Below are 12960 nucleotides of genomic sequence, written 5' to 3' on the forward strand. Positions count from 1 at the left end.
CTGACAGAGAGAAACGGGCCGGAGAAGGCGACTTCTCCGGCCCGTCCGTGAATCCGGCTCAGTGCGCGACCGGCACCCGGACGTCCAGCAGCTCGCCGAGCAGGTCGGTGAGGCTCACCATGCCGACCACCTCGTCCCCGTCCCTGACGAGGCCCACGTGCGCGTGGGCCTCCTGCAGGGTGGCGACGGCCTCCGAGACGGTCGTGGACCTCTCCAGCCGGGGGACGGGGCGGGCCAGCTCCGCGGGGCGCGCCTCCGGCCGGATCAGGACGTCCCGGACGTGCAGGACCCCCAGGACGTCGCGAGGGTCGCCGGAGCCCACCAGCAGGCGCAGGTGACCGCTGTCGGCGGCGGTCCGCCGCACCTGCGCGGCGGGGGCGTCGGCGGCCACCCGGACGGCCGCGGCGATGGGCAGCATCAACCGCTCGATCGGCTGCTGGTGGACCCGCAGGGCCCGGGTCAGCAGGTCGTGCTCGTCGCGGTCCAGCAGTCCCATCCGGCCCGACTCGCCGACCAGCATGGCCAGCTGGACCGGGGTCCTGGTGGTGGCCAGCTCGTCCCTGGCGTGCACGCCGAACAGCCGCAGCGCGGCGTTGGTGAGGCCGTTGAGGGAGGCCAGCACCGGCCGGACCACCCGGGTGAAGCCGCGGAACGGCAGGGCCAGGCCCATCGCCGCGATCTCCGGATGGGTCAGCGCCCACGACTTGGGCGCCATCTCGCCGATCACCATGTGCAGGAAGGTCACCAGGGCCAGCGCGATCACCAGGGAGACGGGGACCCGGAACGACTCGGGGACCCCGATCGCACCGAAGACCGGCTCCAGGAGGTGCTCGATGGCCGGCTCGGTCACCATGCCCAGGCCGAGCGAGCACAGGGTGATGCCGAGCTGGGCCCCGGCCAGCATCAGGGAGAGCTCCCTGCCGCCGCGTACGGCGGCGCGGGCGGCCAGCCGGGTCAGCCGGCCGCCCTTGCCCGCGAGCTCCTCCAGGCGGTGCCTGCGGGCCGAGATGACCGCGAACTCGGCGGCGACGAAGAAGGCGTTCCCGATGAGCAGGGCGACGCCGAGCAGCAGTGCTCCGGTGGTGCTCATCGGCCGCTCACCCGCCCGCTCCGGGCCATGGATCGCTCGCCGGACGTCTGGCCGGACCTCTGACCGGGCTCCTCACCGGAGCCGGAGTCCTCCGGGGAGGCCGCGTGGGAGTCCTCGGGGGAGCCCCCGGCGGGGGCCACCCGTCCGGGGGGACCCGGTTCCGCCGTCGCGGGCCCGTCGGCCGCCTCCGTCCCGGACAGGCCGGGAGCGGCGTGACCGGCCGGGGCGAGCCGTACCCACTCGGGGACCCTGCGGTGCACCGAGAGGACCGTCAGGACCGCCTCGGCCTCGTCCGGCCCGTCCGCCTCCAGCGGGTCGCCCTCCACGGTCAGGGTGACGGGCACCGCGTCGCCGGGCTCCGCCATGCGGCCGAGCACGGACAGGACCAGCCCGGCGATGGTGTCGTAGCCGTCGCTCTCGGGGAGGGACAGGCCGGTCGCCCGCTCGACCTCGTCGAGGCGGAGCGTGCCGGGCACGTCCCAGGTGCCGTCGGCGCCCGCCACGACGCCGGCGGGCTCGGGGTCGTTCTCGTCGACCAGCTCGCCGACGAGCTCCTCGGCGAGGTCCTCGACGGTGACCACGCCGGCCAGCCCGCCGTACTCGTCGATGACGCAGGCGAGGTCGTCGCGGGCGGCGCGCATGCGCTCCAGCACGACCGGGAGCGGCAGGGAGTCGGGGACCAGCAGGGCCGGGCGGGTGATCAGCTCCAGCGGGTCGTCGTCGGTCAGGTCCGAGCGGAGCAGCTCGCGCACGCCGGTGACGCCGACCACATCCTCGCCGGTGCGCCGGCAGAGCACCGGGTAGCGGGAGTGGCCGTGCTCGCGGACCGCGTCGAGCAGGTCGGAGATCGGGCGGTCGTCGCGGAGCAGCACCACGCGGGGGCGCGGGACCATGACGTCCTCGGCCGTCCGGTCGCCGAACTCCAGCGCGCGTTCCAGCAGCTCGGACAGGCGCGGCGGCAGGTCGCCGGTCGCGCCCGACTCGGCGATGATCCGGGACAGCTCCTCGGGGCTCGCGCCGTGCTCGACCTCCTCGACCGGTTCCACGCCGACCCTGCGGAGCAGGCCGGTGGCGGCGGAGTCGAACAGCCGGATGACCGGCCCGGCGACCTTGAGGTAGACCAGCGTCGAGCGGGACAGGAACTTGGCCACCGGCTCGGGCCGGGCGATGCCGAGGTTCTTGGGGGCGAGCTCGCCGAGGACCATCTGGACGACGGTCGCCACCGCGACGGCCAGCGCGATCGCCACGCCGGGCACCGCGCCCGCGGGCAGCCCGGCGGCCTCCAGGCCGGGGCGGATCACGGTGGCGATGGCGGGTTCGGCGATGAAGCCGACCAGCAGGGCCGTGACGGTGATGCCGAGCTGGGCGCCCGAGAGCATGAAGGACAGGCGCCCCGTCACCTCCAGCGCGCGCCGGGCGGCGGCGTCACCGGCGTCGGCCTGCTCGCGCAGCACGCCGCGGTCGGCGGCGACGAAGGCGAACTCCTGGGCGACGAAGTAGCCGGTGGCGGCGGTGAGGAGCAGTACGGCCAGCAGGCCGAGAGCCGTGGTCACCGGGCGGCTCTCCCGATCAGGTCAGCGGGGCCCGTGCATGCGCACGGGCAGGTACTCCACGAGTCCGGAGTGGACACGATCATCCTTTCGAGCGGTTGTCGTCCTCTACGGTAACGATCGGGAGGGTGATCGATGTTTCCGGATGGCCCAACGATCGGGTTCTCGACCGTCCAGTACCCTTCTGAGTACTTTTCCACAGGGAAACCTTGACGACGTCTCTACGCGGGTGAGAGCCACGAAGTAGCGTCGATGGTGACGATTCCCTCGTTCCCGCCGCCGGTTGGAAACGCAGGGCTGGAAGCGGCTTCGAGAAGTGGCGGAGATTCGACGTGGGTGACTGGCAGGAAGACGACGACCGCACCCGTGCGCTGCGGTCGCCCGTGCCCACACCCGTGGCGCGGGACGAGACCACGCCCCGGGCGGTCTCCCGGGTGTACGGCAAGGCGCGGCAGGGCGGCGCCCCCGTCCGGCCCCTTCCGGGTTCGTCCGGGTCCCCCGCCGGGCCCGCGGGGAGCCCGTCCGGCGCTCCCTCCTCCGGCGGGAAGGGCGGCTTCCGGATGCCGAACATGAGCCTGCGGGCGAAGGGACCGGGGGGGCCGAGACGGCCGGGCCGGTGGTTCCTGCGGATCCTCGCGGGCCTGCTCGTCCTGCTGCTGGTGCTCGCCGTCGGCGGATACTTCACGATCGACTCGCGGCTGAAGCGGATCGAGGCGCTCGGCGACTACGAGGGACGTCCCGCCGACACCCCCGGCACGAACTGGCTGCTGGTCGGCTCCGACAGCCGGGAGGGCCTGACCAAGGCCCAGCGCCGCAAGCTCGCCACCGGCAGCTCCGTGGGACGCCGCACCGACACGATGATGCTGCTGCACATCCCCGACGGCGACGGCCGCCCGACCCTGGTCAGCCTGCCCCGCGACTCCTACGTCCCCATCGACGGCCACGGCAGCGACAAGCTCAACGCGGCCTACGCCTACTCCGACGGCGGGCCGAAGCTGCTGGCCAAGACCGTGGAGCAGGTCAGCGGGCTGCGGATCGACAACTACATGGAGATCGGCTTCGGCGGCTTCGTCGGCATCGTGGACGCCATCGGCGGCGTCGAGATCGACGTCAAGCAGAACATCAAGGACCCCAAGGCCGGGATCAACCTGAAGAAGGGCGTGCAGACGCTCGACGGCGGCACGGCCCTCGGCTACGTCCGCACCCGCGCGACCGGGGCGATCCCCGACTTCGACCGGACCCAGCGCCAGCGCCAGTTCTTCTCCGCCGTGGTGAAGAAGGCCGCCAGCCCGGGCGTCCTGCTCAACCCCTTCACCTCCGTCCCGCTGGCGTTCAGCGCCACCGACTCGGTGGCCGTCGGGACGGAGACCGGCTCGTTCGACCTGCTCTCCCTCGCCCTGGCGATGGGGGACAACCCGGTCACCACGGTCGTGCCGATCGGCTCTCTGCCCACCATCGGCGGCCAGTCGGTCGTCAAGTGGGACCGGGAGAAGGCCCTGCGCATGTTCAGGGCCCTGGCCGAGGACAAGCCCGTCCCCAAGGACGTCCTCGCCAAGTAGTGCCCCCGGCGGCTCCGCCGGACGGGCCCGTCAGGATGCGGCGACCACGACCACGGCCCCGACCGCGATGGCGGCGTTGATCGAATCGATGGTCTCGGCCACGGCGCGGCCCACCCACTCGCTCTCCACGATCTCCTTGACGCGTTCCTCGCGCACGCCGGGGAACGCCTTGCGGTCGATCTTGGCCGCGTGCAGGACGGCGATCAGCACGGCCACCCGCTCGTCCGGGTCCGCCCCGTCCAGCACGCTCCGCACCCGCTCGCGGATCTCCCGCTCCACCCGCGGGTCGCGCTCCGGGTAGCGGGCGACGGGGAAGACCCCGAGGACCCTCCGGTGCTCCTCGTTCAGCACTCCGCGCTCGGCCAGCCCGGTGAGCAGGCGCTTGCGGAGCTTGGCGGAGGAAAGCCGGTAGACCCACCAGTCGGGTTTGCGCTCCTTGCTCTCCCCCGCGATCCGGGCGAGCGTCGCGTCCAGTTCCTCGTCCCCCAGCGGGGTCGTGTCCCGGACCGTGACCTTCTTCCCGTCCAGGTCGATGCGGCCGTTCACGGCGAGCTCCGCCAGCAGCGCGCCGCCGAGTGCGGAGTCCAGCTGCGTCGCCCCGACCAGCGGTTTGCCCTCGGTCTCCTCATGGGCGAGGAGGAGGACTTCTTCGGCGATGGTGGTCATGATCCGACCCTATTGCCGCACCCCTGCGTTCCGGCATCCCTGCTTCGCCGTTCCGCCGTTTCCACCGGGCGTCGAGCCGTAAGCGTCACGTAACAGCCGGGCCGGGGCCGCGGGCGTACCTTCGGGGCGAAGCCGGGAGAGCGCCGGCAGCACGCCGGGAGGGACCTGTGAAGACGAAGAAACTGCTCCGCCACCCCGTCACCCGGGTGGTCCTGGTGCTCGGTGCCGCCGGGCTCGCCGTCGCCCTGTACCTGTTCCAGCCGTGGCGGCTGTTCACCACCGTCGAGGTGAACGAGGCGCCGCCGGTCGCGGCCGCCGCACCCGCCTCCTCCCCGGCTCCGGCCGCGTCGGACGACACGGCTCCGGCCGCGCCCGCCGCGGGGCCGAAGACCCTGGCGACCGGCGTGTTCGTCTCCCACGAGCACGAGACGGCGGGCACCGCCGAGGTCCTGGAGCTGGCCGACGGCAGCCGGGTGCTGAGGATCGAGGACCTGGACACCTCCGACGGGCCGGACCTGCGGGTCTGGCTGAGCGACCAGCCGGTCAAGGAGGGCCGGGCGGGATGGTTCAATCTCGACGACGGCGAGCACCTGGAGCTGGGCGGGCTGAAGGGCAACAAGGGCGACGCCAACTACGCCATCCCCGCCGGGGCCGACCTGGAGGATCTGCGGACCGTCACCATCTGGTGCAGGCGCTTCAGCGTCTCCTTCGGCGCCGCCGCGCTGGCCTGACCCGGCCGGAGGAGACTGCGCCGTACCCGGCCCGGTGCGGTGTCGTGCGCCGTACCCCGGTCCTGGGGGGAAGGCGGGCTCTGCGAAAATCTCCGGCCTATGAGCATCTCTGAGGAACTCCACGCCATCGGCCGCCCCCTGCTCGACGCGCAGCTCGCCCATCCGACGGTGACCGGGATCGCGCGGGGCGACCTGGCCGAGCCGGTGTTCCGGTCGTGGCTGGAGCAGGACTACCTCTTCCTGCTGGACTACGTCCGGGTGTTCTCCCGGCTGGCCTGGCAGGCCCCGGACGGGCACCTCGGCGACCTGGTGGACCTGGCCCACGCCACCTTCCACGAGGAGCTGGACCTGCACCGCTCCCTGTCCGCGGAGTTCGGGGCGGACCTGGAGGGGGCGCGCAAGGGGCCGGCGTGCGCGGCCTACACCGCCTTCCTGCTGGAGTCGGCCGCCTCCTACGCCGAAGGGCTGGCGGCGCTCTACCCCTGCATGTGGGGCTATTCGACGCTGGGCCGGATCCTGGCCGAGAACCCGCCCGCCGAGCCGCGCTACCGCGCCTGGGTCGACACCTACGCCCACCCCGGTTTCGCGGAGCTGACCGGGCGCATCGCCGTGATGATCGACGAGGCGGCTCCCGAACCGCGGCGGGCCGGGGAGCTGTTCACCGCGGGGATGGCCCACGAGCTCGCTTTCTGGGACGTGCCCTGACCTGCGGCGGGGATTCCGGCCGGAGGCGGACGGGGCGGTCCGCCGAGCGGGCATCATGGGGGCCATGAATGTTCCTGAGGTCGAAGTGCAGGCCGTACCCGGTGAGGCGTTCCTGCTGGACGTGCGCGAGGACGACGAGTGGCGGGCGGGGCACGCGCCCGCGGCCGTGCACATCCCGCTGGGGGAGCTGCAGGCGCGCGTGGAGGAGGTGCCCGGCGACGTCCCCGTCTACGTGGTCTGCCGGGTGGGCGGGCGTTCCGCGCACGCCGCGGCCTGGCTCAACCACGTGGGCCGGGACGCGGTCAACGTCGGGGGCGGCATGCAGTCCTGGGCCTTCGCGGGCCGTCCGATGGTGAGCGAGACCGGCCAGGACCCGTTCGTGGCCTGAGGGCCGGGATCCGTTCGTGGCCTGAGGGCCGGGATCCGTCCGTGGACAGAGGGGCGGGACCCGCTCGTGACCTGAGGGGCGGGCCGGGCTCTTGCGTCGAACGGTGCGGATGGCATAATCCGGGACGGAATATCTACCGCGGGAGCTCGGGCGGAGCCGGGCTGAGAGGGCGGGACCACGCGGAGGGCCGGACAGGCCCTCCCACGCGCCGCCGACCGCATGAACCTGTCCGGGTAATGCCGGCGTAGGGAGCGCGTGATGACGTCCGACGTCGCCGACTCCGGGGTGGCCGCAAAGCGTGCGGAAGCCCCCCTCACCCTCGACGAGGCCCCGCCCAAGGCCCTGGGAGCGCTCGACCAGGGTGCGCTCTGGGCCAACCTGGGCGTCAGTCTGCTCGGGTTCTCCGGTGCGATCGCGCTGATCGACCCGCTGGGCGACCGGCCGCTGAGCTTCCTGGCGGCCGTGACGGCCGCGGTCGTCGGCAGCCTCATCGGCACCGCGATGGTGGCGCTGGCCGCCGTCCCGGGCCAGCAGACCGGCGCTCCGGCCATGGTGCTGCTGCGGGGGCTGTTCGGCGCGCGGCTGTCGTACGTGCCGACCGTGCTGAACATCATCCAGATGCTCGGCTGGGGGGCCTTCGAGCTCTGGGTCATCGCCCAGGGCGCCCAGGCCATCGCGGGCTCGTTCGGGGCCGAGGTGCCCTACGCCGTCTGGGTGGTCCTCGGCGGGGCGATCACCACCGCGCTGACCATCCGGCCGCTGGGCGCGGTCCGCCTGCTGCGCCGCTTCGTCACCGCCGGCGTGGTCGTCTCGATGGCCTGGTTCGCCTACGCGCTCTTCAGCCAGGACCCGGCGATCGGCGCGGGCACCTGGGAGGCGTTCGCCCCCTCCGTCGACTACGTGATCGCGCTCTCGGTCTCGTGGGTCCCGGTCGCCGCGGACTTCGCCCGCTTCTCCCGCTCCGGCCGGGCCGCCTTCACCGGCGTGGTCGGCGGCTACACCGTCGCCCAGGTGGCCTGCCTGACCCTGGGCATCGCCGCGCTGGCGCTGGTGGGCAACGACCCGGACAAGGTCTGGGACCCGTTCGTGGCGGCCTCGCTCGGCTGGCTGTTCTTCGGCATCCTGGTGCTGCGTGAGACCGACCAGTCGTTCGTGAACGTCTACTCCACCGCGATGTCCCTGCAGAACCTGCTGCCCCGGCTGGACCGCCGGATCATCTCGGTCGGCACCGGCGCACTGGTCACCCTGCTCGCGATCTTCGTCAGCGCCGACACCTACACCGCCTTCCTGGGCCTGATCGGCGCGGTCTTCGTCCCGATGTTCGCCGTCCTCGCGGTGGACTACTTCCTGCTCGGCGGCAGGGACCGCTGGGACACCTCGGAGACCGCGCCCTCGCGCTGGCTCATGGTCCTGCCGTGGGTGCTCGGCTTCGCGGCCTGGTGGATGCTCGCCGCACTGCCGACGGCGCCGGAGCTGGCCTGGTGGACGGCCTTCTGGACGGGCGCACGGGACGCGGTCGGGCTCGTCCCGCAGCCGTGGATGAGCGCGGCCGTCGGCGCGTTCCTCGTCGCGGCCCTGGTCACCCTGGGCGTCGGCGCCTCCCGGCGCAGGCTGAAGGGCCGCCGCTGACGGGCGGACCTCCCCGTTCTACCGGGGGCGGTTGCGTTTCTCGACGCGGAGCAGCCGCTCCTTGGCGACCGTGCCCCCGGCGTAGCCGCCCAGCACGTCCTCGCTCTCGACCACCCGGTGGCAGGGCACGATCACGCACACCGGGTTGGCGCCGAGCGCGTTGCCGACCGCGCGCAGCGCCCGCGGCCGGCCGATCCGCTCGGCGATCTCCCGGTAGGTGGTCACCGTCCCGTACGGCACGGCGAGCATCATCTGCAGCACGGTCCTGGCGAACGGCGTGGCCAGCTGGAGGTCGACCGTGGTGGTGAAGGCGCGCAACCGGCCGGAGAAGTAGGCGTCCAGCTCCCGGCGGACGGGATCGAGCCGCCGGGGGTCGGGCCCGATGAACGAGCTGACGCTCCGGGCGACGCGCTCGAAGACGACGTTCTCGTCCTCGTAGCTGCAGGCCGCCACCCCCCGGCCGGACACGGCGAGGATCAGCCGCCCCACCGGGCCGTCGTGGACGCCGAACGCGACGTCGGGATGCCGGTCCCCCATGTAGGTGGGCGAGGTCACCCGCAGCAGTGCGTCGAGATCGCCGGATGACCCGGATGACATGTCCCACCCTCTCCCGTCCAGGCGCGTGGTCACGGCAGCGTATCGGACGGCTCCCCAGGCCAGGTCCACCGCGGCGGGCCCCGACACGCCCGGCTCCCGTTACCGGCGGGGACACGCCGGGGCGGTAACGAGGCGGCAATGGAAGCGCCGATCTATTGTCGAGCGTGCACAAGCTGTAACCGGTCTGCGGTTTCTATGACTATCTAACGGGGCATTTCGGTCGTACTGGGGTGTGCTCCTCAGGGGGGAACAGGGATAGGGGGAGGTGGGTCCGTCGAGCGTCGTCTTGTTGCCGTATGCACCGTCCAGCGTCGCCGTCGCGCGTCAGTACCTCAGCTCTGACCTGCAGGAATGGGGCGTCTACGAGACCGTGATAGATGACGCCGTGCTGGTGGTGAGCGAGCTGCTGAGTAACGCGCTCCGGCATGCGCACCCCCTGCCGTCCGGGCAGATCAAAGTGGCATGGCAGTGCACTGACGGATATGTCGAGGTAGCTGTGAGTGACGGTGGTTCGGCCACCGAACCCCGCGCGGGGAGAGCCGCGCTCTCCTCGCTGGGGGGCCGGGGGCTCGGCATCGTCGAATACCTGGCCGAGAACTGGGGGGTCAGACACGAAGGGGACGTCACCACCGTGTGGGCGGCCGTCGCGACCGTCGACACGGTGAGCAACGGTCATGCCACCGTCCCCTCACCCGCCGTCCGGGAGTGCATCTGATCAGGCGGGGGAGGGAGAGGCCCGGTACAGCACTGCCCTCTCCCCCGCCGTCCAGGCCGTCGTGACGAGCAGGTAGATCCCTGCCGCGAGCGGCAGCACGGCCGCCGCCAGGAGCGTCCCGAACGGGAGCAGCGGCATCAGCCCGCGCAGGGCCGCCGGCTGGACCTCCTGGTCCCCTTCGGCCATCGTGCGCCGGATCCGCCGCGACGTGATCACCGCCACGGCCAGCAGGAGCAGGAAGAGCCCGGCGAACACCAGGGACGGGCCGCTGATCAGCCCGAACCCGGCCACCGTGCCCGCGAACTGCTGCCCCAGTGGCACACCGAACAGCCCGTGGGTGAGCAGCGCGTTCGCCTGCCCGGCGATGGTCGACGAGACGAAGACCTGGTACATGACCGCGAAGAACGGCAACTGGGCCAGGCCCGGCAGGCAGCCCGCCAGAGGCGAGGCGTTCTCCTCGGCGTAGAGGGCGGCCAGCTCCCGCCGGAGCCGCTCGGGGTCGCGGCCGTGGCGGTCCTTCAGCTTCCTGATCCGGGGAGCGAGCCGCCTGCGCACCCGCTCGCCCCTGGCCTGCATGACGCTGAGCGGGAGCAGCAGGAGCCGGACGGCGACGGTGAACAGGACGATCGCCGGTGCGGTGGAGCCGAGCGGAGCGGCGAGCGCGGCGATGAGGTCGGCGGTGAGGCCGAGGACGGGATCGAACACTGGGGAGCCCTTCTGAGCGGAGTGGAGTCGGCGCAGAAGGCACCCGCGATCGGCCCTCCCCGGATCGGGGAGGGCGGTCTCTCAGGAGGTCACGCGGGCGCCGGGCCCGCGGAGGGCGCTCGCGGACGGGACCGTCCGGGCGCGCCGGGATCGCACTGCCGTACGAAGACCGGTGAGGCGGCGCGGCCCCGCCCCGGGGGACGGAGGCCCGGCCGGGACGCGGCGGCGGAGGGCGCCGTGCGCAGCGCCCACGCGAGGAGGAGCACGCCCAGCCCGGCCACGGCGGTCACCGTCAGGGCGCCGCCGTCGGGCAGCCAGACGAACAGCGTCTGGAGGACGAGCAGGGGGTTCACCGCAGGGCCGCCCGGGTGGCCCGGGTCACTTGGACCGGCCGACGACCGTGACCAGGGCGACGACCACGAAGGCCACGAAGGCCAGCACCAGCAGGAGCTTGAACAGCCCGAACAGGGCGGGCAGCACGAGCCCGAACACCACGTAGAGCGCGAGGAGGACGCCCAGGACTGCCATCACGATACGACCCATGGGTCCACCGTACGCCGGAGATCGGCCCGGTGCGGGGCGGGGCGCATAACGATGGCGCATAACGCGGGCCCGCCGAGGCCCGCCGAGGTCTTACGGGCCGGTGACGGTTTCCCCTGGAGGGGATCGCGCGGGCCTACCGTGGGGGTCATGAGCGCGCGGATTCTGGTGGTCGAGGACGACCCGACGGTGGCCGAGGTCGTGGCCCGCTACCTCGAGCGCGACGGGCATCGCGTCGAGTGCGTCGGTGACGGGGCCGAAGCGCTCAGGCGGGCGCTGTCGGACCCGCCCGACCTGCTCGTGCTCGACCTGATGCTGCCCAAACTGGACGGTCTGGCGGTCTGCAGGAAGCTCAGGGAGCGCTGGCCGGTCCCGGTGATCATGCTGACCGCGCTGGGCGAGGAGATCGACCGGGTCGCCGGCCTGGAGACCGGCGCCGACGACTACGTCACCAAGCCGTTCAGCCCCCGCGAACTGGCCCTGCGCGTCCAGTCGGTGCTGCGGCGGGCGCGCGGCGCGTCGATGCCCGCGGGGACGGGGGTGCTGCGGGACGGCGACCTGGTGGTCGACGTGGGCGCGCACGAGGTACGGCTCGACGGCGAGCAGGTCACGCTGACCGCCCGCGAGTTCGACCTCCTGGCCCACCTGATGCGCAACCCCCGCCAGGCGTTCAGCCGCTCCACCCTGCTCGACCAGGTCTGGGGCTGGTCGTTCGGCGACTCCTCCACGGTGACCGTCCACGTCCGCCGCCTCCGCGAGAAGATCGAACCGGACCCGACCGCGCCCCGCCGCATCGTCACCGTCTGGGGCGTCGGCTACCGCTACGAACCCGCGGAGTCGCCGTGATCCCCGAGATCGTGGAGATCGCCGCGGTCACCGCCGGCCTCGGCCTGCCGGTCGCGCTCGCCGGTCTGGGCGCCATGCACCTGCTCCGGGGGCGGTCGATCGGGACGATGCTCGCGGTGCTCGCCGCGGTCCCCGTCGTGGTGACGGTGGCGGGCGTCGCGGCGATCACCATGAGGATGATCATCGAGGGCGGCTCCCGGGACATCGTGCTCAGCGTGGTCGTCATCGGAGGACTGACCGGCCTGGGCGTGGCGGCGGTGCTCGCCCGGCGCGTCGTGGCGGCCAGCCGCAGGCTCGTCGCCGCCGTGCACGACGTGCCCGACTCTGGGGAGTTCACCCCGCCCCCCGGCCTTCCGGCCGAGCTCGGCACGATCGCCGCCGCCCTCGACGAGGCCTACCGGCGGATCCGCCTCGGCCGTGAGCGCGAGCGCGCGCTGGAGGGCGCCCGCCGCGAGCTCGTCGCCTGGGTCAGCCACGATCTGCGCACCCCGCTGGCCGGGATGCGCGCCATGGCCGAGGCGCTGGAGGACGGCGTGGTGTCCGACCCGGAGACGGTGAACCGCTACCACGCCCAGATCCGGCTGGAGGTGGACCGCCTCTCCGGGATGGTCGACGATCTGTTCGAGCTGTCCAGGATCCACGCGGGCGCGCTGCGCCTGTCCCGCCGCCGGATCGGCCTCGCCGACCTGGTCGCCGACGCGCTGGCCGGGGTGGAGCCGCTGGCCCGGGCCAAGGGGGTACGGCTGGCGGGCTCCGCCGATCCGGTGGTGCCCGTCCAGGCGGACGCGGGGGAGCTCTCCCGCGCCCTGCGCAACCTGGTGGTCAACGCGATCCGGCACACCCCGGCCGACGGCACGGTCTCGGTCCGCGCGACCGCGGAGGGCGGGCTGGCCCGCCTGTCGGTGTCCGACTGCTGCGGCGGGATCCCGGCGGAGGACCTGCCCCGGGTCTTCGACGTGGCCTTCCGGGGGGAGGCGGCCCGGAGCCCGCGGGGGGACGGCGCGGGAGCCGGGCTCGGCCTGGCGATCGCCCGAGGCATCGTGGAGGCCCACGAGGGCGCCATCGGCGTCGTCAACACCGGACCCGGCTGCCGCTTCGAGATCCGCCTTCCCCTGTCGTCGTGAGACCACCGGGATCGCCGCGGGGCCGTGGGGCCGTCGTGAGACCACCGGGGTCGCCGCGGGGCCGTGGGGCCGTCGTGAGACCACCGGGATCGTCACGGGGCCGTGGGGCCGACGC

General features: G+C 73.2%; 15 protein-coding genes. 8 read left to right on the plus strand and 7 right to left on the minus strand.

Features of this window, described 5'->3' with window-relative positions; all coding sequences use genetic code 11:
- Positions 1-58 precede the first annotated feature (58 nt).
- Complete coding sequence (locus IEZ06_RS19390) at positions 59-1090, minus strand: hemolysin family protein (protein WP_189238114.1); 1032 nt, start codon at positions 1088-1090, stop codon at positions 59-61.
- Positions 1087-2643 carry a hemolysin family protein gene (locus IEZ06_RS19395; RefSeq protein ID WP_229798376.1) on the minus strand — a complete coding sequence of 519 codons (1557 nt, stop codon included), beginning with the start codon at positions 2641-2643 and terminating at the stop codon, positions 1087-1089. The genes IEZ06_RS19390 and IEZ06_RS19395 overlap by 4 nt, the downstream gene beginning before the upstream one ends.
- 329 nt (positions 2644-2972) lie before the next feature.
- Here IEZ06_RS19395 and IEZ06_RS19400 point away from each other — a divergent pair, with 329 nt between their 5' ends.
- The gene (locus tag IEZ06_RS19400; protein WP_229798378.1) at positions 2973-4199 is read left to right on the plus strand and encodes an LCP family protein; all 1227 of its coding nucleotides are present in this window, start codon (positions 2973-2975) and stop codon (positions 4197-4199) included.
- A gap of 30 nt (positions 4200-4229) precedes the next feature.
- Here IEZ06_RS19400 and IEZ06_RS19405 read toward each other — a convergent pair whose 3' ends face one another.
- Positions 4230-4865, minus strand: a complete 636-nt coding sequence (locus tag IEZ06_RS19405; RefSeq protein WP_229798380.1) for a GOLPH3/VPS74 family protein — start codon at positions 4863-4865, stop codon at positions 4230-4232.
- A 167-nt stretch (positions 4866-5032) separates the two neighbouring features.
- On the opposite strand from IEZ06_RS19405, the gene IEZ06_RS19410 reads away from it, so the two are divergent.
- The 4 genes from IEZ06_RS19410 to IEZ06_RS19425 all read left to right on the plus strand — a co-directional run bounded on the left by IEZ06_RS19410 (position 5033) and on the right by IEZ06_RS19425 (position 8318).
- The gene (locus IEZ06_RS19410) at positions 5033-5596 is read left to right on the plus strand and encodes a DM13 domain-containing protein (RefSeq protein ID WP_189238115.1); all 564 of its coding nucleotides are present in this window, start codon (positions 5033-5035) and stop codon (positions 5594-5596) included.
- 99 nt (positions 5597-5695) lie between these two features.
- Positions 5696-6301: a TenA family protein gene (locus IEZ06_RS19415; RefSeq protein WP_189238116.1), complete on the plus strand. Its 606-nt coding sequence runs from the start codon at positions 5696-5698 to the stop codon at positions 6299-6301.
- Between the two features lie 55 nt (positions 6302-6356).
- The gene (locus IEZ06_RS19420) at positions 6357-6689 is read left to right on the plus strand and encodes a rhodanese-like domain-containing protein (protein WP_189238117.1); all 333 of its coding nucleotides are present in this window, start codon (positions 6357-6359) and stop codon (positions 6687-6689) included.
- A gap of 258 nt (positions 6690-6947) precedes the next feature.
- Positions 6948-8318, plus strand: a complete 1371-nt coding sequence (locus tag IEZ06_RS19425; RefSeq protein WP_189238118.1) for a purine-cytosine permease family protein — start codon at positions 6948-6950, stop codon at positions 8316-8318.
- 18 nt (positions 8319-8336) lie between these two features.
- Here the strand turns inward: IEZ06_RS19425 and IEZ06_RS19430 are convergent, their stop codons facing one another.
- Entirely contained in the window at positions 8337-8915 is a 579-nt protein-coding gene (locus tag IEZ06_RS19430; protein WP_189238119.1) for a methylated-DNA--[protein]-cysteine S-methyltransferase, read from the minus strand.
- A gap of 265 nt (positions 8916-9180) precedes the next feature.
- On the opposite strand from IEZ06_RS19430, the gene IEZ06_RS19435 reads away from it, so the two are divergent.
- Positions 9181-9630 (plus strand): ATP-binding protein, encoded by a 450-nt coding sequence (locus tag IEZ06_RS19435; protein ID WP_189238120.1) that lies wholly within the window; start codon positions 9181-9183, stop codon positions 9628-9630.
- On the opposite strand, the gene IEZ06_RS19440 is transcribed toward IEZ06_RS19435, so the two are convergent.
- The 3 genes from IEZ06_RS19440 to IEZ06_RS19450 form a co-directional block, all read right to left on the minus strand.
- Positions 9631-10335 carry a YidC/Oxa1 family membrane protein insertase gene (locus IEZ06_RS19440; protein ID WP_229798382.1) on the minus strand — a complete coding sequence of 235 codons (705 nt, stop codon included), beginning with the start codon at positions 10333-10335 and terminating at the stop codon, positions 9631-9633.
- A gap of 89 nt (positions 10336-10424) precedes the next feature.
- Entirely contained in the window at positions 10425-10688 is a 264-nt protein-coding gene (locus IEZ06_RS19445) for a DUF6412 domain-containing protein (RefSeq protein WP_189238121.1), read from the minus strand.
- A 25-nt stretch (positions 10689-10713) separates the two neighbouring features.
- Positions 10714-10878 carry a hypothetical protein gene (locus IEZ06_RS19450; RefSeq protein WP_157237496.1) on the minus strand — a complete coding sequence of 55 codons (165 nt, stop codon included), beginning with the start codon at positions 10876-10878 and terminating at the stop codon, positions 10714-10716.
- A 147-nt stretch (positions 10879-11025) separates the two neighbouring features.
- On the opposite strand from IEZ06_RS19450, the gene IEZ06_RS19455 reads away from it, so the two are divergent.
- Positions 11026-11721 carry a response regulator transcription factor gene (locus IEZ06_RS19455; RefSeq protein WP_189238122.1) on the plus strand — a complete coding sequence of 232 codons (696 nt, stop codon included), beginning with the start codon at positions 11026-11028 and terminating at the stop codon, positions 11719-11721.
- Positions 11718-12845, plus strand: coding sequence for a sensor histidine kinase (locus IEZ06_RS19460; protein WP_189238123.1), 1128 nt, complete (start codon positions 11718-11720; stop codon positions 12843-12845). The genes IEZ06_RS19455 and IEZ06_RS19460 overlap by 4 nt, the downstream gene beginning before the upstream one ends.
- Positions 12846-12960: the final 115 nt, after the last annotated feature.

Source organism: Planomonospora antibiotica, assembly GCF_014647955.1.
GTDB classification, from domain to species: domain Bacteria; phylum Actinomycetota; class Actinomycetes; order Streptosporangiales; family Streptosporangiaceae; genus Planomonospora; species Planomonospora parontospora.

What these genes read in the sequence shown, in the direction of transcription:
- IEZ06_RS19390 (WP_189238114.1), bottom strand. Translation starts at nt 1,090, where the DNA reads ATGAGCACCACCGGAGCACTGCTGCTCGGCGTCGCCCTGCTCATCGGG.
- IEZ06_RS19405 (WP_229798380.1), bottom strand. Translation starts at nt 4,865, where the DNA reads ATGACCACCATCGCCGAAGAAGTCCTCCTCCTCGCCCATGAGGAGACC.
- IEZ06_RS19415 (WP_189238116.1), top strand. Translation starts at nt 5,696, where the DNA reads ATGAGCATCTCTGAGGAACTCCACGCCATCGGCCGCCCCCTGCTCGAC.
- IEZ06_RS19420 (WP_189238117.1), top strand. Translation starts at nt 6,357, where the DNA reads ATGGGGGCCATGAATGTTCCTGAGGTCGAAGTGCAGGCCGTACCCGGT.
- IEZ06_RS19425 (WP_189238118.1), top strand. Translation starts at nt 6,948, where the DNA reads ATGACGTCCGACGTCGCCGACTCCGGGGTGGCCGCAAAGCGTGCGGAA.
- IEZ06_RS19430 (WP_189238119.1), bottom strand. Translation starts at nt 8,915, where the DNA reads ATGTCATCCGGGTCATCCGGCGATCTCGACGCACTGCTGCGGGTGACC.
- IEZ06_RS19450 (WP_157237496.1), bottom strand. Translation starts at nt 10,878, where the DNA reads ATGGGTCGTATCGTGATGGCAGTCCTGGGCGTCCTCCTCGCGCTCTAC.
- IEZ06_RS19455 (WP_189238122.1), top strand. Translation starts at nt 11,026, where the DNA reads ATGAGCGCGCGGATTCTGGTGGTCGAGGACGACCCGACGGTGGCCGAG.